This is a genomic window from Sphingopyxis sp. (genome assembly GCF_050725615.1).
Lineage (GTDB): Bacteria > Pseudomonadota > Alphaproteobacteria > Sphingomonadales > Sphingomonadaceae > Sphingopyxis.
On record NZ_JBOHHU010000007.1, the window covers coordinates 20041 to 43139 of the forward strand.

Annotated in this window: 17 protein-coding genes and 2 tRNA genes; 10 read left to right on the top strand and 9 right to left on the bottom strand. The window is 66.0% G+C overall.

The annotated features are described in order from the left end of the window. Positions 1–13 precede the first annotated feature (13 nt). Positions 14–808, top strand: a complete 795-nt coding sequence (gene surE, locus ACREB7_RS02850; RefSeq protein ID WP_431590776.1) for a 5'/3'-nucleotidase SurE — start codon at positions 14–16, stop codon at positions 806–808. Positions 809–942: 134 nt separating this feature from the next. On the opposite strand, the gene ACREB7_RS02855 is transcribed toward surE, so the two are convergent. Genes ACREB7_RS02855 through ACREB7_RS02880 form a run of 6 tightly spaced genes read right to left on the bottom strand, consistent with a single transcriptional unit; the run spans position 943 to position 8596 of the window. After that, entirely contained in the window at positions 943–2169 is a 1227-nt protein-coding gene (locus ACREB7_RS02855; RefSeq protein ID WP_431590777.1) for a thiolase family protein, read from the bottom strand. Beyond that, the gene (locus ACREB7_RS02860) at positions 2169–3713 is read right to left on the bottom strand and encodes a class I adenylate-forming enzyme family protein (RefSeq protein ID WP_431590824.1); all 1545 of its coding nucleotides are present in this window, start codon (positions 3711–3713) and stop codon (positions 2169–2171) included. Before ACREB7_RS02860 ends, ACREB7_RS02855 begins: the two co-directional genes overlap by 1 nt. A 13-nt stretch (positions 3714–3726) precedes the next feature. Next, a complete protein-coding gene (locus tag ACREB7_RS02865) occupies positions 3727–5181 on the bottom strand; it encodes a pyruvate carboxylase (protein WP_431590778.1) in 1455 nt (484 codons plus the stop codon). Between the two features lie 3 nt (positions 5182–5184). Further along, positions 5185–6552 carry an acetyl-CoA carboxylase biotin carboxylase subunit gene (locus ACREB7_RS02870; RefSeq protein ID WP_431590779.1) on the bottom strand — a complete coding sequence of 456 codons (1368 nt, stop codon included), beginning with the start codon at positions 6550–6552 and terminating at the stop codon, positions 5185–5187. Positions 6553–6554: 2 nt separating this feature from the next. After that, positions 6555–7052, bottom strand: a complete 498-nt coding sequence (locus ACREB7_RS02875; protein ID WP_431590780.1) for an acetyl-CoA carboxylase biotin carboxyl carrier protein — start codon at positions 7050–7052, stop codon at positions 6555–6557. Beyond that, positions 7049–8596: a hypothetical protein gene (locus ACREB7_RS02880; RefSeq protein ID WP_431590781.1), complete on the bottom strand. Its 1548-nt coding sequence runs from the start codon at positions 8594–8596 to the stop codon at positions 7049–7051. The genes ACREB7_RS02875 and ACREB7_RS02880 overlap by 4 nt, the downstream gene beginning before the upstream one ends. A gap of 327 nt (positions 8597–8923) precedes the next feature. On the opposite strand from ACREB7_RS02880, the gene ACREB7_RS02885 reads away from it, so the two are divergent. Both ACREB7_RS02885 and ACREB7_RS02890 read left to right on the top strand, forming a co-directional pair. Continuing rightward, entirely contained in the window at positions 8924–9994 is a 1071-nt protein-coding gene (locus ACREB7_RS02885; RefSeq protein WP_431590782.1) for a phosphotransferase, read from the top strand. Between the two features lie 210 nt (positions 9995–10204). Beyond that, positions 10205–10280 (top strand) — tRNA-Thr (locus ACREB7_RS02890). 502 nt (positions 10281–10782) lie between these two features. Here ACREB7_RS02890 and ACREB7_RS02895 read toward each other — a convergent pair. Next, positions 10783–10869: transfer RNA gene (locus ACREB7_RS02895), tRNA-Leu, on the bottom strand. Positions 10870–11062: 193 nt separating this feature from the next. On the opposite strand from ACREB7_RS02895, the gene ACREB7_RS02900 reads away from it, so the two are divergent. The 7 genes from ACREB7_RS02900 to ACREB7_RS02930 all read left to right on the top strand — a co-directional run bounded on the left by ACREB7_RS02900 (position 11063) and on the right by ACREB7_RS02930 (position 21634). Continuing rightward, a complete protein-coding gene (locus ACREB7_RS02900; RefSeq protein WP_431590783.1) occupies positions 11063–11998 on the top strand; it encodes a complex I NDUFA9 subunit family protein in 936 nt (311 codons plus the stop codon). Between the two features lie 166 nt (positions 11999–12164). After that, positions 12165–12965, top strand: coding sequence for an undecaprenyl-diphosphate phosphatase (locus ACREB7_RS02905; protein WP_431590784.1), 801 nt, complete (start codon positions 12165–12167; stop codon positions 12963–12965). Between the two features lie 158 nt (positions 12966–13123). Beyond that, positions 13124–14566 (top strand): NAD(P)-dependent oxidoreductase, encoded by a 1443-nt coding sequence (locus ACREB7_RS02910; protein WP_431590785.1) that lies wholly within the window; start codon positions 13124–13126, stop codon positions 14564–14566. A gap of 23 nt (positions 14567–14589) precedes the next feature. After that, positions 14590–15738 (top strand): DUF2059 domain-containing protein, encoded by a 1149-nt coding sequence (locus ACREB7_RS02915; protein ID WP_431590786.1) that lies wholly within the window; start codon positions 14590–14592, stop codon positions 15736–15738. A 34-nt stretch (positions 15739–15772) separates the two neighbouring features. Further along, positions 15773–20299, top strand: coding sequence for a glutamate synthase large subunit (gltB, locus tag ACREB7_RS02920; protein WP_431590787.1), 4527 nt, complete (start codon positions 15773–15775; stop codon positions 20297–20299). Between the two features lie 154 nt (positions 20300–20453). After that, positions 20454–20891: a hypothetical protein gene (locus ACREB7_RS02925; RefSeq protein ID WP_431590788.1), complete on the top strand. Its 438-nt coding sequence runs from the start codon at positions 20454–20456 to the stop codon at positions 20889–20891. Positions 20892–20962: 71 nt separating this feature from the next. Continuing rightward, entirely contained in the window at positions 20963–21634 is a 672-nt protein-coding gene (locus ACREB7_RS02930) for a glutathione S-transferase family protein (protein WP_187140240.1), read from the top strand. Positions 21635–21637: 3 nt separating this feature from the next. On the opposite strand, the gene ACREB7_RS02935 is transcribed toward ACREB7_RS02930, so the two are convergent. Further along, complete coding sequence (locus ACREB7_RS02935; RefSeq protein WP_431590789.1) at positions 21638–22231, bottom strand: YdeI/OmpD-associated family protein; 594 nt, start codon at positions 22229–22231, stop codon at positions 21638–21640. Beyond that, positions 22228–22953, bottom strand: coding sequence for a bifunctional 2-polyprenyl-6-hydroxyphenol methylase/3-demethylubiquinol 3-O-methyltransferase UbiG (ubiG, locus tag ACREB7_RS02940; protein WP_431590790.1), 726 nt, complete (start codon positions 22951–22953; stop codon positions 22228–22230). The genes ACREB7_RS02935 and ubiG overlap by 4 nt, the downstream gene beginning before the upstream one ends. Positions 22954–23099 lie beyond the last annotated feature (146 nt).

Genomic DNA, 23099 nt, shown 5'->3' on the forward strand with positions numbered 1-23099 from the left:
GAAGGATATCGATATGGGCCTGCCGGCAAATCCGCGCATCCTGGTGGTCAACGACGACGGCATTGACGCACCCGGCATCGTCCTGCTCGAAGAGATCGCGCGCCAGTTCAGCGACGACGTCTGGGTCGTCGCCCCCGATGAGGAACGATCGGGCGCCGGCCATTCGATGTCGATCAGCCACCCGGTGCGCGTCGTCCAGCGCGACGAACGCCATTGGGCGGTGCGCGGCACCCCCACCGATTGCGCGCTGCTCGGCATCTATGAATTTATGACCGACAGGAAACCCGATTTGATCCTGTCGGGGGTCAACCGCGGCCCCAATCTGGCCGAAGACATCACTTACTCGGGCACCGCGTCGGCGGCGATGGAGGGCGCTGTGCTCGGCATCCCCGCGATCGCACTCAGCCAGATCATCCGCTACCAGAGCGAAATCCACTGGGACACCGCGCGCAAATATGCGCCGATCGTGATCAGGCAGTTGCTCGAACTCGACTGGAAACCCGGCCTGTTCGTCAACGTCAACTTCCCCAACTGCCCGGTGGGCGAGGTCACCGGCATCCGCGCAACGACGCAGGGCCAGCGCCCCTCGGGCTGCTTCCGCCCGGTCCGCCGCGTCGACGAGCGCCACGTCCCTTACTGGTGGATCAAGATCGGCTTTCCCGACGGCGGCGACGACGATGGCAATGATTTGCACGCGGTGCTCGACAACAAGGTGTCGGTGACGCCGCTGCAGTTGGAGATGACCGCGCATGCCATGGTGCCGGAGATTGCGGCGTTGTTTGCGGAAGCGGGCGCGAGCGCCGATTGAGGCTTTGCTTCGGGGGGTGATTTGCCCCCCTATTTCCGTTCGTGTCGAGCGAAGTCGAGACACCCCGCAGGTAAGCGCTTCCAAGCGTGTCTCGACTTCGCTCGACACGAACGGGATTCTATGGGTCGGTTCACCTACCCCCGCGCCAAAATCGTCACCGCCGACATGCCGTCCTCGACGCCGTAGAAGCCGCCGCTGTTCTCCGCGATCGCGATGCGCGCGCCTTCGACCTGCCGCGCGCCGGCTTGCCCACGCAGATGGGTGACCAGCTCGAAAATCTGGCCCAGCCCGGTGGCGCCGAGCGGATGCCCTTTCGACACGAGCCCGCCCGAGACGTTGACCGGGATGCGCCCGCCAAGCGCGGTCTCGCCGCGTTCTGCCGCAACTCCGGCTTCGCCCGCCGCACAAAGGCCGAGCGCTTCGGTCTGGATCATTTCGCCGATCGAACTCGCGTCATGCACCTCGGCCACGTCGATGTCGCTAGGACCGACGCCCGCCTTTTCATAGGCCCGCATCCCGACAAGACGGGTGACGTGGTTCGCATAATCGTCGGGCGCGCGGTCGCTGCCGGTCTGCGATTCTGCCGCCAGCACCCGTACCACGCGGGCGTCCGGGAAACGCTTCGCCCAATCAGCGCTGCACACGATCGCCGCCGCCGCGCCGTCGCTGATCGGCGCGCACATCGGGTTGGTCAGCGGCCAGGCGACCGTCGGCGCCGCGAGCACCTCGTCGACCGACATGGCCTTGCGATACTGGCTGAGCGGGTTGTGCACCGAATGGCCGTGATCCTTGGCCGCGACCGCCGCGATCTGGCGCTGGGTCGAGCCATAGGTCGCGATGTGCAGCCGCGCCTGCGCGGCATAGGCCTGCATCAGGATATTGGGGCTTTCGCTTTCGCCCCCCGGCGGCACCGGCGCGAGCAGGTCGGCGGTCTTTGCAAGATAGGCCTCGGCCTCGACCAGGTCGCGCGGCTGCTGGAACACCGCAAATTTCTTGGCGCGGTCGTCCGAATAGAGCTTCTCGACCCCGACGATCAGCACGCATTCGGCCAGCCCCGCGCGGACATAATCGACCGCGACGTGCAGTCCCATCGTCGAGCTGGCGCACGCCGCCTCGACATGCAGCGAGCGCGCCCCCGAAATGCCGAGCGGACGCAGCGCATATTCGCCGGGGATCGACATCTCGCCCGCAAAAAAGCCCTGGATGACATTAGCATAGAGCGCCATGTCGATCGCGCTCGCCGGCACGCCGCTGTCCGCCAGCGCCTCGCGCACCGCCCATTGGGTGAGCTGCTCATGGCTCTTGTCGAGGTGGCGCCCGAAGGGCGTCATGCCGACGCCGAGGATCACGGCATCGCGCATCAGATCGCCCGTCCCGCAGCGGTCCAGCGGTCACGCCGCAACTCGGCGCGCAGCACCTTGCCCGCATTGCTGCGCGGCAACGCGGCGACGATCTCAATCGCCTTTGGCGTCTTGACCGGTCCCAGCGCCTCGCGCGCCGCCGCCATCAACGCATCAGCGTCGATCGTCGACCCGGCACGCGGCTCGACCACCGCGACCACCGCCTCGCCCCATTTGTCGTCGGGCACACCGATCACCGCGCAATCCTGAACATCGGGATGCGCAAGGATCGCCTGTTCGACCTCGGCGGGATAGATGTTGAACCCGCCGGAGATGATCATGTCTTTCTTGCGGTCGACGACGTAGAACCAGCCGTCCTCGTCGCGCACCCCGACATCGCCGGTGTGGTGCCAACCGAACGCCGAAACTTCGGCCGTCGCCTCGGGATTCTTGTAATATCCCGCCATCACCAGCGGCCCGCGCACGACGATCTCGCCGCGCTCACCGGGGGGCAGGATATTGCCCTCCTCGTCCATGATCTCGACGATCGACAACAGGTTCGCACGGCCGCAGCTCCCCGGATGCGCCAGCTCGCCATCGGCGTTCAGATGTTCGTGCGGCGGCATCGCGGTGACGCACATCGGCGCCTCGGTCTGGCCGAAGCTGGCGTTCATCACCGGGCCGAGCACGGCAATCGCTTCCTTCAGCCGGTCGAGCGACATCGGCGCCCCGGCGTAGCTGATATATTCGAGGCTCGAGAGGTCGGCGGTCCGCACGCCCGGCTCGGCGAGCAGCATGTAGATCGCGGTCGGCGGCAGGAACATATAGGTCACGCGGTGGCGCTCGATCGCGTCGACCACCGCCGGCGGATCGAATTTCGGCAGCACCACCACCGTCCCGCCGAGTGCCATGCTCGCGAGCGCGAGCGGCCCCGCGGCATGCGTCATCGGCGCGGCGACGAGATTCACCGGCGGTACTTTCATCGGCATCGACGCGACGAGGCTCGACACCAGCGCCTGCCAGTTGCGGTTTGACAGCATCACACCCTTCGGCCGCCCCGTCGTCCCGCCGGTGTTGCCGAGGAAGGCCAGCTCATCCTCATGCCCCGAGCGCCGCTGCGGCGCCGGTTCGTCCGAGGCATCCAGCATATCCTCAAGGAAGATATCGGCCTCGGCAAAGGGCCGGTCGAGCGCGACATAGCGGCGGATGTTCGGACATTCGGCGCGGAAGGTCGCGATGCGGTCGGCGATTTCGCTGTGGACGAACAAGGTATCGACGTCGAGCAGGTCGAGCAGATAGGCATTTTCGCCCACCGCCGCGCGGTTGTTCGCCATCACCCACACGCCGTCGGCGCGCAAGATGCCAAGAATGGCCTCAAAGGCGGTCATCGCATTGCCGCTGAGCACCGCGGCGTGCGCGCCGGGCGCAAAACCGTCGGCGATCAGCGCGCGCGCGATGGCGTGGCTACGCGCCGACACCTCGGCATAGGTCCGCGCGCTGTCACCCGCGATCATGCATGGCTTGTCATGCGCCATGCGCGCGCCGCGATCGAAATAGTCGATCATCCGCACGGCGGCACTACCTCCGCATGACGAGGTCGAGTTCGGCCGACTTGATCTGCACATAGGGCGCGTTCGCCACCTGCATCAGCCGCCGTACCTGCTCCATCTCGGGCGAGGAGATCGTCGGATAGTCGCGCTTCAGCGGCCCGGCAGCGCGCATCTTGTCGATGTCGGTCGCGGGGACCAGCGCGCGCAGGATCAGCTCGTCCTCGTCGTCGGTGCCGTGCTGGCGCTTCAGATCCTCGAGCGTCGGCTCGGGCGGCGGGCTGCCGAAAATCTCCTTGGCGCGCGGCGCGGCGGCGATGCGGTCCATGACGTTCGGATCGATTGGGGCTGGCGGCTCGCCATAATAGCCCGCCGCATATTGGATCACCTCGTCGGGGATCGCGCCATAGCGTTTACCGGTAACGATATTGAGCACCGCGAGCGTGCCGACGAGCTGCGCGAACGGCGTCGCCATGCCCGGATAGCCGAGCTCGCGGCGCACCGCCGCCACCTCGTCGAGCACTGCGGGGAGCATATCGAGCATATTCTGCTGGATCAGCTGGTTGCGCAGCGTCCCCATCATCCCGCCGGGAATCTGCGTGGTCAGCGAGGTGACGTCATATTCATAATGCTGGTCGTGCAGATAGCCGGCCGTCTTGGCCACCTTGCGGAAATGATCGGACACCGGGTGGAGCTTCGACACGTCGATGTCGTGGGTGTGACCCAGCGTCTCCATATTCTTGACCATGATGTCGATCGACGGGATCGAGGGACCGTTCGCCATCGAGCGCGCGGCGGTGTGCAGCACCGTGACCCCGAACTCGACCGCGTCGCAATAGGCCTTCGCCGATTGCCCCAGCATGTTGTTCGAATGCATCTCGACCGGCTTGCCGCGCGCATTGGCGACGATCGCGGGCACCAGCGTCTTGATCCGGTCGCGGTCGAGTACCCCGCCGGTGTCATAGAGCAACAGGCTGTCGACCTCGGGGATCGCCGACAATTTGTCGGCCTTGTCGGCCCAGAAAGCGTCGTCGTGCACCGGCGACAGGGTGAACAGCATCGTCGCCGCGACCTTGCAGTCATATTTCTTCGACAGCTTGGCGAGCCGCGTCATCTTGTCGATGTTGAAGAGGACGTCATAAATCCACCAGCTGCGCACGCCATGGACGCACAGCCGCTCCATCCACAGGTCCATCAGCACCTGCGGGGTGAAGCCGAAGGTCACCGACCCGTTCGAGCGGATCCCGCCGCGCACCGGCGTGTTCTTGATCTGGCTCATCATCAGGTCGAAGCCCGCCCAGGGATCCTCCTGGCAATGGCGGACGAGCACCTCGAACAGAGACGATCCGGCCAGGCTGATCGTCGAATAGCCGGTCTGGTCGATCGTCGGCAGCACCGGATAGGCCTGCCCCGCCTGCATCCGCATGCCCCACAGGCTCTGCTGGCCGTCGCGGCAGGTCTCGTCGAGGAATTTGATATGCGCCATGGACTACTCCGCTGCGATCGCCGGTTCGGCGAGCATCTTTTGTTCGAGCCAGCGCGTGTGGAAGGCGTTGGCGATGAAATCGGGGTGGCGGACGATCTGGCGGTGCAGGTCGATCGTCGTCGGCACGCCTTCGACGGTAAAATCGTCGAGGGCATCGGTCAGCCGCGCGACCGCCTGCGCGCGATCCTTGCCATGGACGATCAGCTTGCCGACCATCGAGTCATAGAAGGGCGGGATCGCGGCGCCGCTGCCCATATGGCTGTCGAGGCGGATGCCTTCGCCCTCGGGCGGCGCCCAGCGGCTGATCGTGCCGGGCACCGGGGTGAAGCCGCGCGCGCTGTCTTCGGCATTGATCCGGCATTCGATCGCGTGTCCGGTCAGCACGACATCATCCTGGTCCATCGATAGACCAAGGCCGCCCGCGACGCGCAGCTGCTGCTGGACCAGATCGACGCCGCTCACCATCTCGCTCACCGGATGCTCGACCTGGATGCGCGCATTGACCTCGATGAAATAGACCTCCTGCCGCATCACGTCGTACAGAAACTCGACCGTGCCAGCATTGCGGTAGTCGACGCTCGCGGCCAGATCGACCGCCGCCTTGTGCAACTCGGCGCGTAGCGTGTCGGGCATGGCGACGCTCGGCGCCTCCTCGATCAATTTCTGGTAGCGGCGCTGCACCGAACAATCGCGCTCGCCGAAATGGACGACCTTGCCCTGCCCGTCGCCGATCAGCTGCACCTCGACATGGCGCGCCTCGGGAACGAAGCGTTCCATGAACAAGGTGCCGTCGTTGAACGCCGCCAGCGCCTCGGCGCTCGCGCGGCCATAGCCCGCCTCGACCTCGTCGGCGTTGTTGGCGATCACCATGCCGCGTCCGCCGCCGCCTGCCGCGGCCTTCAGCAGCACCGGATAGCCGATCTGGTCGGCGATCCGCCGCGCGTCGGCCGCGCTGCCGATCTCGCCGCTGCCCGGCACCAGCGGCACCCCCGCCGCCGACGCCATTTCGCGCGCCCGCAATTTGTCGCCCAGCGCGTCGATGATCCCCGGCTGCGGCCCGACAAAGACGATGCCATGGTCCTCGCAGAGCTGCGCGAACATCGCACGCTCGGACAGGAAACCATAGCCGGGATGCAGCGCGTCGCATCCCGTCGCCTTCGCCGCCTGCACGACCAGCCTGGCGTCGAGATAGCTTTTCGCCGCCGGCCCCGGTCCCATCACCACAACGCGGTCGACGAGCCGCGCCGCCGCGCTGTCGCGATCGGCTTCGGACACGCCCAGCACGGTTTCGATATTGAGCGCCTGCGCGGCGCGCGCGACGCGGAGCGCGATTTCGCCGCGATTGGCGATGAACAGGCGGCCGATCGCCATGCTCAGTCCTTCACGATCACGAACAGGGGTTGGTCCGCCTCGACCAGCGCCCCGTCGCTCGCGAGGATCGCGTGGACGATACCGCCGCAATCGGCGCGAACGGTGGTGAACAGCTTCATCACCTCGACCAGGCATAGTTCGGATTCGGCAGTCACCGCACTGCCGACCTCGACATAAGGCGCCGAGCCCGGCTTGGGCGCACGATAGAAGGTGCCGAGATAGGGCGCCCGGATCACCACCGCGCCCTCGGGTATGTCGTCCCCGGCGGGAGCGGACGGCGATGCGGCGGCAGGGGCGGCCGCGACCGGAGCCGCGACGGGGGCAGCAGCGACTGCCGATGCCGACGCGATGCCCGCGCCCGTGTTCAACCCGACGCTGTTGCTGTCGTTCGACAGATAGATTTCGACGCCGTCGCGCACGACATGCAGTTCGCGCAGCCCCGATTTCTCGAACTCGGCGATCAGCTGCTCGAGCTCGCCGCTCCGGTTGACGCCGCTCATTGCCCCGCCCCCCGCAGGCCTTCGATCGTCGCCCGACTCAGTCCCGCGCCCTTGCCCGCGATCCGCGATCCCCGTTGCTCGTCGCGGTACATCGCCTGCACCGCCGCATCATTCGCGTGATATTTGACCGTCGTATCGCACAGGAAACGATAATCGGCCGCCATCTGCCGCGGCACGAAGGCGGCGGCGCGCGCATTATATTCGGCGAGGGTCAGCGTCCCGGCGGTGGTTGTGTAACGATCGGCCTTGGGCCCGAGATGCGTGACGCCTTCCGCGATCGGCGCCAGCGTCGGCGCCCCGCCTTCGCGACCCAGCGTGCTGTACGGAATCTGCGAGATATAGCGCACCGGAGCATTGTTGTGCTGCATCATCGCATAGTCGCTGATCCGCTGGCTCGGCAGGTCGACCAGACCGACCATCTCGCCCAGGAAATCGCGCCCGAACTCGTCGTTGAGCAACGGCCGGAACCGGTCGGCGCGGGCGTCGATCGTCATCCAGTCATTGACGTCATAGACCCCGGCGATATGCGCGAAATCCTTCGCCATCGAAAAATAGACCAGCGCGCCCGCGTCCATCATCTGGTCGCGCGTCCAACCCGCGACGCGCTTCCACAGCGCAACGGTCGCGACCCGGACCTTTTCGGTCAGATCCTCGAAGGTGTCGGCGAGCTCATCGGCTGACCCCATGCCGACCGGCACAAAACCTTCGGACAGCGCATCCGACGTATAGAGTCCGACCCCGGTCAGCTTCTCGGCGGTGAATTCGGGGCGCGATTCAAAGCTGCCCCAATCGTCCATCAGATAGAAATGGCACCCCGTCGCCTCCATCGTGACGGTCAGATTATTATAGGGAATGTCGCCGGCAATCCCGTCGAGCCAGGGATAGTCGCCCTCGGCCAGATCGCTGAATTCGCGAATGATCAGCTCGCGCTCATCGTCGAGCTTGTACGGACCATTGTTGTTGAGCGACACGCGGCTCTCGCACGACACGAGGAAGCCATATTGCGATACGGTGGCGAGGAACGCCTGCGCCGCCTTGTGCAGCCGGTCGCCTGCGACGCAGGCGTGGAGGTCGGCGTGGAAGCGCTGGACGCGGCGCTCGGGCAGCAATTGCACCCGCTGCCCGAACTCGCGCGCATTGAGATGCCCGTCCTCGCGCTGCTGCGCCAGTTTGAAGCGCCGCCAGAAATCCATCACATAGGCGACATCCTCGGCGCCATCCTCGGGCGCGAGCATGCCGAAATTGATCAGCATCTCACGGCCCAGCAGATAGAAGGTCGGCAGGCCCCAGCCGGGCAGGTTGCCGAATTTGCCGCCCATCGCGCGGGCGCGGTCGCCGACCTCCTCGGCCGACATCTTCGCTTCGACCTTCCGCAGCAGCTCGGGATAGCGATAGAAACAGCAGAGGTACGAGAGCAGCATGTACGACGGCACGGGGAACAGTTTCGATTCCTGCACCGTCCGCGTCACGCACAGCCAATAGGTATCGTCGCCCAGCGTCTGGATCGCATTATTGGCTTCCAGCAATCGCGTGTAATTCAACATCACTCACCCCTTGCCCGGGCCTTTCGTTCACCGTGAAAGCCCTGATCGCATCGCCGGACTAGCACCCTTGACGCCAAAGCGAAAGAGTGTTTAGGCGAAATCGTCGAACGAAATCGAACTTTCTTGCGCGTGGCGGTCGAGCCTGATTCAGCATATCCGCTTGATTCAATATGCTTATCATCCTCGCCATCGCCCAGTGACGGAAATACGTCATGCCAGGATAATGACGATTTTTGGCACCACGGCCAGCGGGACGGCCCACCGAATCACGGGGGCCGACGCAGCCAGTTCGGGAGAGACTTTGATGACCCTATCGGACCCGCGGCGATGAGCGCGCTGACGCAGGACGCCAATGCCGGCACCACTGCGGTGCGCGACGCCTATCGCTTCGACGAGGCGGCGCTCGCGCGCTGGATGGCGGACCATGTCGACGGCTTTTCCGGGCCGATGACGGTCGAACAATTCAAGGGCGGCCAGTCGAACCCGACCTACAAGCTGGTGACCCCGACCGCCGCCTATGTCCTTCGCCGCAAGCCGCCGGGCCAGGTGCTCGCCGGCGCGCACGCGGTCGACCGCGAGGCGCGTATCCTGTCGGCGCTGGGAGCCACCGGTTTTCCCGTCGCGCATATCCATGGCCTGTGCACCGACGACGGCGTCATCGGCAGCTGGTTCTATGTGATGGAAATGGTCGAGGGCCGGATCTTCTGGGACGCGACCTTTCCCGATGTCGCGCGCGACCAGCGTCCGGCCTATTTCGATGCGATGAACGCGGCGATCGCGCGGCTCCACGGCCTCGACTACCGCGCGCTCGGGCTCGAGGATTATGGCAGGCCCGGCAATTATTTCGCGCGCCAGATCGATCGCTGGTCGAAACAATATCTGGCGGATGGCGACGCCGGGCGCGACCCCGATATGGACGCGCTCGTCGCATGGCTGCCCGCCAACATTCCCGACGGCGATGAGAGCAGCATCGTCCATGGCGATTTTCGCTGCGACAACATGATCTTTCATGCGACCGAGCCGCGCGTCATCGCGGTGCTCGACTGGGAATTGTCGACGCTCGGCCACCCGCTCGCCGACTTCGCCTATCATGCAATGATGTACCAGATGCCGCCGCATATCGTCGCGGGGCTGGCCGGCGCCGATCTCGCCGCGCTGAATATCCCGTCGGAGGCGGATTATGTCGCAGCCTATTGCGCCCGAACCGGACGCGACGGCATCGCCAATTGGGATTTCTACATCGCCTTCAACTATTTCCGTCTCGCCGCGATCTTCCACGGCATCAAGGGCCGCGTCATCCGCGGCACCGCCGCGTCCGAACATGCGCGCGAGCGTGCCCAAAGCTTCCCGCTACTGGCGAAACTCGCGCATCGATCGATGCAGAAGTGCCGGGCCTAAAAAAGGGACGAGAGACATATTGAGCCAACGCCGCCGCTTGCGGCCGGGAGACGCGCGAAGGCAGGCGCTCCTTCGCGGAAGAAAACCGCCCCGCCACCTCGTCTGCGGCGCCATGTGGGGCCCGCAAAACCGCCGAATGCGGCGCAAAACCAGATTCCGCGCCACGATACTTGTCTTCGCCCCGACACGCTGATAGAGGCGCCCCTCGTTGCCGCTTTAGCTCAGTTGGTAGAGCACATCATTCGTAATGATGGGGCCACAGGTTCGAGTCCTGTAAGCGGCACCACTCCTCCCTGCTTCTCTGCTCTCCACCCGGAAATCCGATCCGGCGACCTGTCCTCGCGCGCCCATTTCGGGGCCTTGGCATCATGGCGCGCCCGCCCGGCTCCGAGGGGCCCGGCGCCTAGGCGGCGACGCCCCCTCAAGATGCGCGATTTTCCTGCCACAACGGCTTGTAGAAGATGCTCTCCGGGGACCGTCTTTTCGACGATCCCCCAGCGTTTTTAGTGCTTCGAGAGAAATGGTGCCAGATACAGCCCCTTGGCATCGGCCTTTTTATAGGATGTATCGCCCGCCCGAAAGGCGCTGATTTCTGCGGCTTTCAGCGACATTTGGGGGCATCGCTTTTTGTGATTTGGGGGCATTTGGGCATATATGCCCCCAACCATGCCCCCAAGTCCGACGGATTATCCAGAAACGCCATGACACACCCCGCTGCAAAGAGGGACAACTATTGGCAGATTTCTGCCGCTTTTTCAAGCATTGGGGGGCTTTGGGGGATAAGGAAATGGTGCCCAGAAGAGGACTCGAACCTCCACGACCTTGCGATCGCCAGCACCTGAAGCTGGTGCGTCTACCAATTCCGCCATCTGGGCACGGGGTAGGAGCGGGCGCTTAGCGGCGGGGCCGTCGGCTTGTCAACCGCGCAGCGGGCACAGCCACGCATTTTATCGCAAAGTCGCGCTTTTCGGTGCGGCGGCGGCGCTCTCCCCTTGCCCGCCCCCGCGCTTCGCGGCATGGGAACCCGACGGCGGACACGCCAAGGCAGAATCATCACGGGCTCATGCGATGCGAAATCTCGACGGACAATTGATCACGGTGCTGGGCGGCGGCGGCTTTATCGGCCGCTATGTCGTGCAGAAGCTGCTCGCCCGCGGCGCGCGGGTGCGCATCGCCGAGCGCGAGCCGCGCAAGGCCGTCTTCCTGAAACCGCTCGGCGGGCTTGGCCAGACGCAGTTCGTCGCCGCCGATGTCCGCGACGCGGCGAGCGTGGCGCGCGCCATCCAGGGCAGCGACGCGGTGATCAACCTCGTCGGCAGCTTCGACGACATGCAGGCGGTGCACGCGGCGGGCGCCGGCCATATCGCCAGCGCGGCCGCGAACGCGGGCGTCGCGACGCTGCTCCATGTCTCGGCGATCGGCGCCGACCGCGAAGCCGCCTCGGCCTATGGCCGCAGCAAGGGCGACGGCGAAGCCGCCGTGCGCGCCGCCTTCCCCGCCGCGACGATCCTGCGCCCCTCGATCGTCTTTGGCCGCGAGGACAAGTTCATCAATCGTTTCGCGGCGATGATCCGCATGGCGCCGGTGATCCCGGTGATCGCGCCGGGCGCGAAATTCCAGCCGGTGTTTGTCGGCGATGTCGCCGACGCCGTCGTCGCGGCGCTCGACGCCGCGCCGGGCAGCATATTCGAACTCGGCGGGCCGCAAGTGCTGACGATGGCCGCGCTGCAGCGCTGGATCGCCGAGGCGACGGGCCGCAGCCCCTTATTCGTCGACGTGCCCGATGCGGTCGCCGGAGCGCTCGCCAGCGGCTTCGGCTGGGCGCCCGGCGCCCCGATCACCAAGGACCAATGGCTGATGCTCCAGCGCGACAATGTCGTCGCGGCGGGCGCGGCGGGCGTTGCCGACCTGGGCATCGTGCCGGCGTCGCTGGCGTCGGTCGCCGACGGCTGGCTCGTCCAGTATCGCCGCAACGGCCGCTTCGCCGAACTCGCCGCGCGCTGATCCCGGCTGCCCATCGCCCGCGCGCCTTGTTCCAAGGTGTGCGACGCGCAGTTCAAATAGCGGCTGGCCAAGCATCGCGGCGCGCCTTAGGGCAAGCACAGGACGGGGGCGTCCGGCATCGACCGGACGCCCTCGCCTTGTATTGGCCGCCAATCGCAGGACCTCCATGACCGAAATTATGACCGCCATCATCCTCGGCATCGTCGAGGGGCTGACCGAATTTCTGCCGGTATCGTCGACCGGCCACCTGATCCTCGCGACCGAATTGCTCGGCTATGACGCGTCGCGCTGGGCGATCTTCAACATCGCGGTCCAGCCCGGCGCGATCCTGGCGATCGTCGTGCTCTACCGGAAACTCTTCTGGGACATGTTCACCGGCCTGTTCCGCCGCGACCCGGTGGCGATCGCCTTTGTCCGCAATCTGTTGCTCGCCTTTTTCCCGGCAGTCATCCTCGGCCTCGCGCTCGGCGATTATATCGAGTTGCTGCTGGAAAATGCGGTGGTCGTCGCCTGGGCGCTGATCGTCGGCGGTTTCGCGATCCTGCTGGTCGAGAAATATGCCAAGCCGAAAGAGAGCGGCGGGGTCGCCAATCTGTCGGTCCGCCAGTCGATCCTGATCGGCCTCGTCCAGTGCATCGCGATGATTCCCGGGGTCAGCCGCTCGGGCGCGACGATCCTCGGCGCGATGTCGCTGGGGGTCGACCGCAAGACCGCCGCCGAGTTCAGCTTCTTCCTCGCGCTGCCGACGCTGACCGGCGCGACCGCGCTGCAACTGATCAAGCATCGCGATGCGATCACGACGAACGACCTCGGCCTGATCGGCATCGGCGCCTTCGTCTCGTTCGTCGTCGCCTGGGCGGTGATCAAGGCGTTCCTCGCGGTGGTGACGCGTTACGGCTTCACCCCCTTCGCCTGGTACCGAATCATCGTCGGCGCCGCCGCGCTGGTCTGGCTTGCCGCCAGATAGGGCCGAATTTATACCATTAATGTAAGATAGTTGCGCGGGAGACGATTTCGCGACCGAACTGCCGGAAATTTAGGTCAATATAACTGACCTAACGGCGATTTCTTTCGTGACAAGCCCCGTTTGACGATGCAATCGCCCGGCAACGAAGGGGAAATTGCATGGCTGCCGATCGCATGCTTCAATTTGTGGGGCGTGACCAAAATTATCCGGACAAGCGCTCCGCCGAAGACCGCGCGCGCGATTTCCGCGAAATCGCCGAGCGCTATGCCGCGCCCGACGCCGACGAACAGGCCGCGCGCTGCTCGCAATGCGGCGTGCCCTATTGCTCGGTGCACTGCCCGCTGCACAACCATATTCCCGACTGGCTGCGCCTGACCGCCGAGGGCCGGCTGCGCGAGGCCTATGAGCTCAGCAACGCGACCTCGACCATGCCCGAGATCTGCGGCCGCATCTGCCCGCAGGATCGGCTCTGCGAAGGCAATTGCGTGATCGAATTTTCGGGCCATGGCGCGGTGACGATCGGCAGCGTCGAGAAATATATCACCGACACCGCCTGGGCCGAGGGTTGGGTCGAACCCGTGCATCCCGGCAAGCCGACCGGCCAGTCGGTCGGCATCATCGGCGCCGGGCCCGCAGGCCTCACCGCCGCCGAATATCTGCGCGTCGCGGGGCATGAGGTCCATGTCTATGACCGCCACGACCGCGCCGGCGGGCTGCTGACCTATGGCATCCCGGGCTTCAAGCTCGAGAAGGACGTGGTGATGCGCCGCGTCGAGCGGCTCGAGGCCGGCGGCATCCACTTCCATCTCGGTTTCGAGGTCGGCGCTGACGCGACGCTCGACGAGCTTCGGCAAAAGCATGACGCGATCCTGATCGCGACCGGCGTCTACAAGGCGCGCGAGATATCGGTGCCCGGCAACGAAGCCACCGGCGTGATCGCCGCGCTCGACTATCTGATCGCCTCGAACCGCAAGGGCTTCGGCGACAGTGTCGCGGCGTTCGACGACGGCAGCCTGAATGCAGCGGGCAAGCATGTCGTCGTCATCGGCGGCGGCGACACCGCGATGGACTGCGTCCGCACCGCCGTGCGCCAGGGCGCCAAATCGGTGAAGTGCCTCTATCGCCGCGACCGCGAGAATATGCCGGGGTCGCAGCGCGAGGTCGCCAATGCCGAGGAGGAAGGCGTCGAGTTCGTCTGGCTCTCCGCCCCCGAAAGCTTCACCGCCGACAAGAGCGTGAAGCAGGTCGCCGTCGCCGGCATGCGCCTCGGCGCCCCCGACGCCAGCGGTCGCCGCAGCCCCGAAGCCGATCCCGGCCGCAATTTCGACCTGCCCGCCGACATGGTGATCAAGGCGCTCGGCTTCGATCCCGAGGAACTGCCGCACCTGTTCGGCGCCCCCGATCTCAGCGTCACGCGCTGGGGCACGCTGCGCGTCGATCACCAGACGATGATGACCAGCCTGCCCGGCGTCTTCGCGGCCGGCGACATCGTGCGCGGCGCCAGCCTCGTCGTGTGGGGCATCCGCGACGGCCGCGACGTCAGCGACCAGATGGCGAAATGGTTGAAAGTCCGCGCGGAAAGCGAAATGAAGGCAGCATGACCATCAGGGGAAGGAATCAGTCTATGTCGACCTGGAAATCCATGCTGCTCGCCGGCACCGTCGCTTTTGCGCCGCTCGGCGCCCATGCCGCCGCACCCGAAGAGGCGCCGGTCGCCGAGGTGATGGCGAACGACGCCGCCCCCGATGGCGGGATGTCCAAAGAAGCCCTCGCCGACGCCAAGGCCAAGATGCAGAAGGAAATGGACCAGGCCATCGCGCTGGTCGAAAAAATGTTCGGCACCAAGGACCTGCCGCCGGTCGATCCCGCCCGGCTGGCGCTGGCGCAAAAGACCACTGCGGCGCTGATCCCCGCCGGCGGGCTCGAGAAGATGCTCGACAATGTCTATGGCAAGATGTTCGACACGATCATGGAAGAAATGGGGGCGACGTCCGACCTCAGCCTGTCGATCAAGACCGGCGTCGAAAGCGACAAGATCGCGGCGCTCGACGCCGACACCAAGAAGGCGGTCGCCGACCTGTTCGACCCGCACCGCAAGGAACGCGACGATCAGATGCTGAAGGTCGTCCGGCCGCTGATCAGCGAATTTCTGACCGACCTCGAACCCTCGATGCGCGACGGCCTCGCCCATGCTTATGCCCGCAAGTTCACCGGGCCGCAGCTGAGCGAAATGAACGGCTTTTTCGCGACCCCGACCGGCAGCCTCTACGCCGGCGAGTCGATGGCGCTCAGCGCCGACCCCGAAGTCATGGTCGCGATGATCAAGGCGCTGCCCCCGGTGATCAGCAAGTTCATCGATCGCGGCCCCGAGCTGGAAAAGCAGTTCAAGGAATTGCCCAAGGAAAAGGGGCTCACCGACATGAGCGACGCCGAGCTGGCCCAGCTCGCCAGGCTGATGAAGGTCGACGTCAAGGTGCTGAAGGACAATCGCGACATGTATAACGGCATGGGCGACGACACGGTCGCGGTCGATGCCGCCGCCGACGACTGGAGCGCGGCCGATGGGGCTGCCGACGCCGCCGCAGCCGCCGCCGATGCGGCGGGCGACTTCGACGCCGGTTACGACCGCAGCAACTGGTCCGACGCCGATCGCGAAAAGGTCGAAGCGCTCGAAACCGCCGTCAGCGAAGCGACCTCGGCCGCCTATGAGGCGGAGGCCGCCGCCGCCGCCAACGCCCGCAAGAAGCTCGGCCTGCCCGACCCGGCCGAATAAGCGCCGCCAACAGAATAGCGTCAGGACTGCGAAGATGACCCATTACCCCACCCCCGAACATGCGCGGCTCGAAGCCGAGGGCATGTACCGCCCCGACATGGAATCCGACGCCTGCGGCGTCGGCATGGTCGCAGCGACCGACGGCAAGGCCTCGCGCCGCGTCGTCGAGGCGGCGATCGAGGCGCTGCGGGCGGTCTGGCACCGCGGCGCGGTCGATGCCGACGGCAAGACCGGGGATGGGGCGGGCATCCATGTGGACCTGCCGGTGCGCTTCTTCGACGATGCCATCGCGGCGTCGGGACATAAGGCGCTGCCGAACCGCCTCGCGGTCGGCATGATCTTCCTGCCGCGCACCGACCTCGATGCGCAGGAACATTGCCGCACGATCGTCGAGGCCGAGATCATCGACGCCGGCTACACCATCTATGGCTGGCGCCAGGTGCCGGTCGACGTGTCGGTGATCGGCGACAAGGCGCAGCGCACCCGCCCCGAGATCGAGCAGATCATGATCGCCGGCCCGCTGCCCGACGCGCAGTCGCTCGCCGAGTTCGAAAAGCGCCTCTATCTCGTCCGCCGCCGGATCGAAAAAAAGGTCATCGCCGCCCAGATCGCCGATTTCTACATCTGCAGCCTGTCGGCGCGTTCGATCATCTACAAGGGGCTGTTCCTCGCCGAGAGCCTCGCCGATTTTTACCCCGACCTGACGAACAAATTGTTCGAAAGCCGGGTCGCGATCTTCCACCAGCGCTATTCGACCAACACCTTCCCGCAATGGTGGCTGGCCCAGCCCTTCCGCTGCCTCGCCCATAATGGCGAGATCAACACGATCCGCGGCAACAAGAACTGGATGAAAAGCCACGAGATCAAGATGGCGAGCCTCGCCTTTGGTGAGCATAGCGAAGACATCAAGCCGGTGATCCCGGCGGGAGCGTCGGACACCGCTGCGCTCGACGCGGTGTTCGAGGCTTTGTGCCGCGCCGGCCGCGATGCGCCGACGACCAAGCTGATCCTCGTCCCCGAAGCCTGGGGCGACGACGCCGAGGTGCCCGACGCGCACCGCGCCATGTACTCCTATCTCGCCAGCGTCATGGAACCGTGGGACGGCCCCGCCGCACTCGCGATGACCGACGGCCGCTGGGCGGTCGCGGGCATGGACCGCAACGCGCTGCGCCCGCTGCGCTACACGCTGACCGCCGACAATCTGCTCGTCGTCGGTTCCGAAAGCGGGATGGTGCTGCTGCCCGAAGCGAGCATCCGCAAGAAGGGCCGCCTCGGCCCCGGGCAGATGATCGCGGTCGATCTCGACGAAGGCACGCTCTACGAAGATCGCGCGATCAAGGACAAGATCGCCGGCGCCGCCGACTATGCGGCGCGGGTCAAAGGCTTCCGCAGCATGGCCGACCTGCCCAAGGGCGGCAAATCGACCCTGCCCGCCTTCGACCGCAGCGACCTTCTGCGCCGCCAGGTCGCCGCCGGCCTGACGATGGAGGATATGGAGCTGATCCTGTCCCCGATGGTCGAGGACGCCAAGGAAGCCATCGGCTCGATGGGCGACGACACGCCGCTCGCGGTCATCTCCGACAAGCCGCGCCATGTCGCGCAATTCTTCCGCCAGAATTTCAGCCAGGTCACCAACCCGCCGATCGACAGCCTGCGCGAACGCCATGTGATGAGCCTGAAGACGCGCTTCGCCAACCTTGCCAACATCCTCGACGAGCGCGGGCAGAGCGACCATGTCCTCGTCATCGACAGCCCCGTGCTGGTCGGCGACGATTGGGATCGCCTCCGCGCCTATTTCGGCGACGCGGTCGCCGACATCGACTGCACCTTCAAGGTCGGCGGCGACGCGTCGACGCTGCGCGAAGCCATCGCCCGCGTCCGCAAGGAAGCCGAAGACGCCGTCCGCGCCGGACGCAGCGAATTGTTCCTGAGCGACGAAAAGATCGGCGAAGGCCGCGTCGGCATGGCGATGGTGCTCGCCGCCGCCGCCGTCCACACGCATCTCGTCAGAAAAGGCCTGCGCAGCTACGCCTCGATCAACGTCCGCTCGGCCGAGGTGCTCGACACCCACGCCTTTGCGGTGCTGATCGGCGTCGGCGCGACGACGGTGCAGGCCTATCTCTCCGAAGCCGCAATCGCCGACCGCCATGCGCGCGGGCTGTTCGGCGGCGAGCTGTCGCTCGACGATTGCCGCAAGCGGTTCCGCAAGGCGATCGACGACGGCCTGCTCAAGATCCTCGCCAAAATGGGGATCGCGGTGATCTCCTCCTATCGCGGCGGTTATAATTTCGAGGCGGTCGGTTTGAGCCGCGCGCTCGTCAACGACCTCTTCCCGGGCATGCCCGCGAAGATCTCCGGCGAAGGCTATCAGTCGCTGTTCATCAACGCGACCGAGAAGCATGAGGCGGCGTATGACAAGCGCGTCACCACCCTGCCCATCGGCGGCTTCTATCGCCAGCGCGCGGGCGGCGAGACCCACGCTTACTCGGCGCAGCTGATGCATCTGCTCCAGACGGCGGTCGCGACCGACAGCTATTCGACCTATCTGCAATTCGCGCGCGGCGTCGCCGACCTGCCGCCGGTGTATCTGCGCGACCTGATGGAGTTCAACTATCCGGCGCAGGGCGTCGCGCTCGACAGCGTCGAGGCGATCACCGAGATCCGCAAGCGTTTCGTCACCCCCGGCATGTCCTTGGGCGCGCTTTCCCCGGAAGCCCATGAGACGCTGGCGATCGCGATGAACCGCATCGGCGCCAAGGCGGTGTCGGGCGAAGGCGGCGAAGCGAGCGAACGCTACCAGCCCTATGCCAATGGCGACAATGCCAACAGCAACATCAAGCAGATCGCGAGCGGCCGTTTCGGCGTCACCGCCGAATATCTCGGCGCCTGCGACGAGATCGAGATCAAGGTCGCACAGGGCGCCAAGCCCGGCGAGGGCGGCCAGTTGCCGGGCTTCAAGGTCACCGAATTCATCGCGCGCCTGCGCCACTCGACCCCGGGCGTGATGCTGATCTCGCCGCCGCCGCACCACGACATCTATTCGATCGAGGATCTGGCGCAGCTGATCTACGACCTCAAGCAGATCAACCCGCGCGCGCGGGTGTGCGTCAAGCTCGTCAGCTCGGCGGGCATCGGTACTGTCGCTGCAGGGGTGGCCAAGGCGCATGCCGACGTGATCCTCGTCTCGGGCAACACCGGCGGCACCGGCGCCTCGCCCCAGACCAGCGTCAAATATGCCGGCACGCCATGGGAAATGGGCCTCAGCGAGGTCAACCAGGTGCTGACGCTCAACGGCCTGCGCCACCGCATCCGCCTGCGCACCGACGGCGGGCTCAAGACCGGGCGTGACATCGTCATCGCCGCGATCCTCGGCGCCGAGGAATATGGCATCGGGACGCTGAGCCTCGTCGCCATGGGCTGCATCATGGTGCGCCAGTGCCACAGCAACACCTGCCCCGTCGGCGTCTGCACCCAGGACGAAAAGATGCGCGCCAAGTTCACCGGCTCGCCCGAGAAGGTCATCAACCTGATGACCTTCATCGCCGAGGAAGTGCGCGAGATCCTCGCCAAGCTCGGTTACCGCAGCCTCGACGAGGTGATCGGCCGCACCGAATTGCTGCGCCAGGTCAGCCGCGGCGCCGAACATCTCGACGACCTCGACCTCAATCCGATCCTCGCCAAGGTCGACGCCCCCGACAACGAGCGCCGCTCGCATGGCCTGCTCCGCAATCCGGTGCCCGACAGCCTCGACGCGCAGATTCTGAACGACGCCAAGCCTTTGTTCGAGCGCGGCGAGCGGATGCAGCTGACCTATAATGTCCGCAACACCCATCGCGCCGTCGGCACCCGCCTCTCGGCGGAAGTCACCGCGCGCTTCGGGATGAAGGGGCTCGCCGACAATCATGTCCAGGTCCGTCTGCGCGGCACCGCGGGCCAGTCGCTCGGCGCCTTCCTCTGCCAGGGCATCACGCTGGAAGTGTTCGGCGACGCCAACGACTATGTCGGCAAGGGCCTGTCGGGCGGCCGCATCGTCGTGCGCCCGACCGTGTCGAGCCCGCTGGTCAGCCAGCACAACACGATCGTCGGCAACACCGTCCTCTATGGCGCGACGGCGGGCACGCTGCTCGCGGCGGGCCAGGCGGGCGAGCGTTTCGCGGTGCGCAACTCGGGCGCCCATGTCGTCGTCGAAGGCTGCGGCGCCAACGGCCTCGAATATATGACCGGCGGCATCGCGGTGATCCTCGGCAGCGTGGGGTCGAACTTCGGCGCCGGCATGACCGGCGGCATGGCCTTCGTCCTCGACACCGACGATCATTTCGAACGCCGCGCCAACCCCGAATCGATCCTCTGGCAGCGCGTCGAAAGCGGCCATTGGGAAGGCGTGCTGAAGGCGCTGGTCGAGGATCATGCCAAGGCCACCGGCAGCAAATGGTCGAACGAGGTGCTCGCCGACTGGGACCGCTGGCTCGGCCAGTTCTGGCAGGTCTGCCCCAAGGAAATGGTCAGCCGCCTGTCGCACCCGCTGCGCGATGAAGCGATGGCGGTGGTCGCAGCCGAGTAAAGACCGTCGCCCCCGCCGGCGCGGGGGCGGCGATTTGTCGCATCGCCGTTTCGCCCTACCGCATCTCGCGCTATGTTCAGCGCAGCGAAAGCGTTGTTTCGGTATCAACCGCGCCTTCGCTGACCCCGCACCCTTCCCGGAAAGGAAGATGCCGATGACCCGCTGGACCCGTAAACTTCCTTTGGCCGCGCTTCCCCTGGTGGCGCTCGCCGCGCCGCTTTCGGCGCAAGCCGCCGATGTGCGCGATGCCGCCGCGACGCTGACCGACCCGGTCGCGGCCGACCGCATGGCCGAAACCGTGACGGTGCTGGTCGATGCGCTGATGCGCACCAACATCGGCCCGCTCGCAGAGGCGATCGCGCGCGTCGACCCCGACTCGGACGCGGCCTATATCCCGCACGACGCAACTTTGGGCGACGTCACCGGCAGCGATCCCGACGCCGGCCGCCGCATGGGCGACGATGTCCGCGCGACCTCGCGCATGGCGGGCCATCTCGCCACCGCCGCTGCGGCTTATGCACCGGTTCTCAAGGATATGGCGCGCGATATGGCGGCACAATGGCAACGCGAACGCGACGCCGCGCGCCGCTGATCCACAGCGCTTCGCACCGCATCGCACCATAGCCGTTGCGCGTCGCGGCCCGCTGCCGCTATGCCCACGCCATGTGGCAACTTTACCAATATCCGCTCTGCCCCTTCTCGCGCAAAATCCGCCTGCTGCTCGGGGAAAAGGGCGTCGGTTACGATCTCGTGCGCGAATCGCCGTGGGAACGCCGCGACGAATTCATCGACCTGAACCCCGCCGGGCGCACCCCGGTGATGGTCGACAATGCGCGCGGCCAGGTGCTGATCGACAGCATGGCGATCGCCGAATATTTCGAGGAAACGGTCGAGGGCAAGGCGATGATCAACGGCACCGCCGCCAATCGCGCCGAAATCCGCCGCCTCTCCGCCTGGTTCGACCAGGATTTCTACTATGAAGTCACCGGACCCTTGCTGTTCGAACGGATGCAGAAGCGCATCGTCCACCGCCAGCCGCCCGACGGCGGCGCGCTGCGCGAGGCGATGAAGGCGGCGAACCAGCATCTCGACTATGTCGATTATCTGATCGACCACCGCACCTGGCTCGCCGGCGCGACGATGAGCCTCGCCGACCTCACGGCCGCCGCGCATATCTCGGTCGCCGACTATCTCGGGGGCATCGACTGGACCGGGCACGAGCAAACGAAGGGCTGGTATTCGGGCCTCAAGTCGCGTCCCTCCTTTCGCCCGTTGCTGGCCGAACGGATGGAAATCGTGACGCCGCCGAAATATTATGAGGACGTGGATTTCTAGGCCTCAGCAGGCCTTATATTTCCAGTTGCGATCCTTGCCCTCGGCAACCTGCGCGACGATCGTTTCGATGCGCTTCACCCGCGTCTCCTCGCGCTTCGCCTCGACCACCCATTCGATATAGTCGCGCCGCTTGCCCGGCGAGAAGGCGTCCCAATGCCCCTGCGCTGCGCCATTGGCCTTGAGCGCCGCGCTCAGATCATCGGGCAAGTCGAGCGCCGCCTTTGGCTCGGGCTTGGGCCGCTTGGCCTTGCCCTCGGCGCATAGCGCCGCCGCCTTGGCGATATAGGCCGCCATCACGTCATCCGACGGCAGGTCGGCCAACGTCGTCAGCCGCCCCATGCTCCCCATCGCGCCGGTGTCGCGCGGCGAACCGGTGACATCCTCGTCGCGCCAGAAGCCGAAGGTCGCGTGGCTTTTGAACGCAGCCATCCCCGCGAGATTCTGCCCGCCGAGCGTGAAATGCGGCACGCCCCACTTCAGCGTCTCTTCGGCGCCGGGCGCGTGCGCATGTACCAGTTCGCGCAAATGGGTCAGGATCGGTTGCGCGAAAGCCTGCCGCGCGGCGATATAGGCATCGACGCGCGGGTCGCGGGTCATCCCGGCCACCGCGCGGTGACGAGGTAATTGAGCGCCTCACTGCCGCCGAGCTTGAAGCCTTTCGCCGCCGACGGCGACAGCCCGGTCCGGTCGATGACCTCGAGCCCGGCATCCTCGACCAGCTTGGTCAGCTCCTCGGGTTTCAGAAACTGGTCCCAGTCGTGCGTCCCGCGCGGCACGGCGCCGATACGTTCGGCGGCTTCGACGAGCAGCAGTTTGGATGCGACGGTGCGATTGGGCGTCGACAGGATCATCAACCCGCCGGGCGTCAGCCGCGCCGCGAGTTCGCCGATGAACGCTGCGGGATCGGTGACATGCTCGACGACCTCCATCGAGGTGACGAGGTCGAAGGTTCCGGGCGCCAACGCCGCCAGTTCCCCCGCGTGATACGTGATCGCCAGCCCCTGCCCCGCCGCATGCGCGCGCGCCACCGCGATATTTTCGGGCGCCGCATCGACCCCGGTCACATCGGCGCCCATCCGCGCCAGCGGCTCGGCGAGCAGCCCGGCGCCGCACCCGACATCGAGCGCATATTTGCCGACCAGCGGCCGCCGCTCGCGCGTATCGCCGTGCCAATGCGCGTCGATCTGGCTGCGGATATAGGACAGCCGCACCGGGTTCAGCTTGTGCAGCATCGCCGATGAGCCATGCGGGTCCCACCAGTCGGCGGCCAGCGCCCCGAAATGGGCGGCTTCGTTCGGGTTGATCGTGGCGGCGCTCATGCCCCGCGATGTGGCACTGCGGCATCGCCGGTGCAAGAAATTCTATTCCCCGACCACCCCCGCTCCTCTTGCCTTCGAGCGCCCCCTTCCCTAACAGCGGCGCGCCGCAATCTTGTACGAATGTTGCGGCGGACACCAGTTTTTTG

Excerpts from the sequence above, each read along its gene's own strand:
- gltB (WP_431590787.1), top strand. The coding sequence starts at position 15,773 with ATGACCCATTACCCCACCCCCGAACATGCGCGGCTCGAAGCCGAGGGC.
- ACREB7_RS02885 (WP_431590782.1), top strand. The coding sequence starts at position 8,924 with ATGAGCGCGCTGACGCAGGACGCCAATGCCGGCACCACTGCGGTGCGC.
- ACREB7_RS02875 (WP_431590780.1), bottom strand. The coding sequence starts at position 7,052 with ATGAGCGGCGTCAACCGGAGCGGCGAGCTCGAGCAGCTGATCGCCGAG.
- ACREB7_RS02925 (WP_431590788.1), top strand. The coding sequence starts at position 20,454 with ATGACCCGCTGGACCCGTAAACTTCCTTTGGCCGCGCTTCCCCTGGTG.
- ACREB7_RS02935 (WP_431590789.1), bottom strand. The coding sequence starts at position 22,231 with ATGACCCGCGACCCGCGCGTCGATGCCTATATCGCCGCGCGGCAGGCT.
- ubiG (WP_431590790.1), bottom strand. The coding sequence starts at position 22,953 with ATGAGCGCCGCCACGATCAACCCGAACGAAGCCGCCCATTTCGGGGCG.
- ACREB7_RS02930 (WP_187140240.1), top strand. The coding sequence starts at position 20,963 with ATGTGGCAACTTTACCAATATCCGCTCTGCCCCTTCTCGCGCAAAATC.
- ACREB7_RS02900 (WP_431590783.1), top strand. The coding sequence starts at position 11,063 with ATGCGAAATCTCGACGGACAATTGATCACGGTGCTGGGCGGCGGCGGC.
- ACREB7_RS02915 (WP_431590786.1), top strand. The coding sequence starts at position 14,590 with ATGTCGACCTGGAAATCCATGCTGCTCGCCGGCACCGTCGCTTTTGCG.
- ACREB7_RS02855 (WP_431590777.1), bottom strand. The coding sequence starts at position 2,169 with ATGCGCGATGCCGTGATCCTCGGCGTCGGCATGACGCCCTTCGGGCGC.
- surE (WP_431590776.1), top strand. The coding sequence starts at position 14 with ATGGGCCTGCCGGCAAATCCGCGCATCCTGGTGGTCAACGACGACGGC.
- ACREB7_RS02870 (WP_431590779.1), bottom strand. The coding sequence starts at position 6,552 with ATGGCGATCGGCCGCCTGTTCATCGCCAATCGCGGCGAAATCGCGCTC.
- ACREB7_RS02865 (WP_431590778.1), bottom strand. The coding sequence starts at position 5,181 with ATGGCGCATATCAAATTCCTCGACGAGACCTGCCGCGACGGCCAGCAG.
- ACREB7_RS02860 (WP_431590824.1), bottom strand. The coding sequence starts at position 3,713 with ATGATCGACTATTTCGATCGCGGCGCGCGCATGGCGCATGACAAGCCA.
- ACREB7_RS02905 (WP_431590784.1), top strand. The coding sequence starts at position 12,165 with ATGACCGAAATTATGACCGCCATCATCCTCGGCATCGTCGAGGGGCTG.
- ACREB7_RS02880 (WP_431590781.1), bottom strand. The coding sequence starts at position 8,596 with ATGTTGAATTACACGCGATTGCTGGAAGCCAATAATGCGATCCAGACG.
- ACREB7_RS02910 (WP_431590785.1), top strand. The coding sequence starts at position 13,124 with ATGGCTGCCGATCGCATGCTTCAATTTGTGGGGCGTGACCAAAATTAT.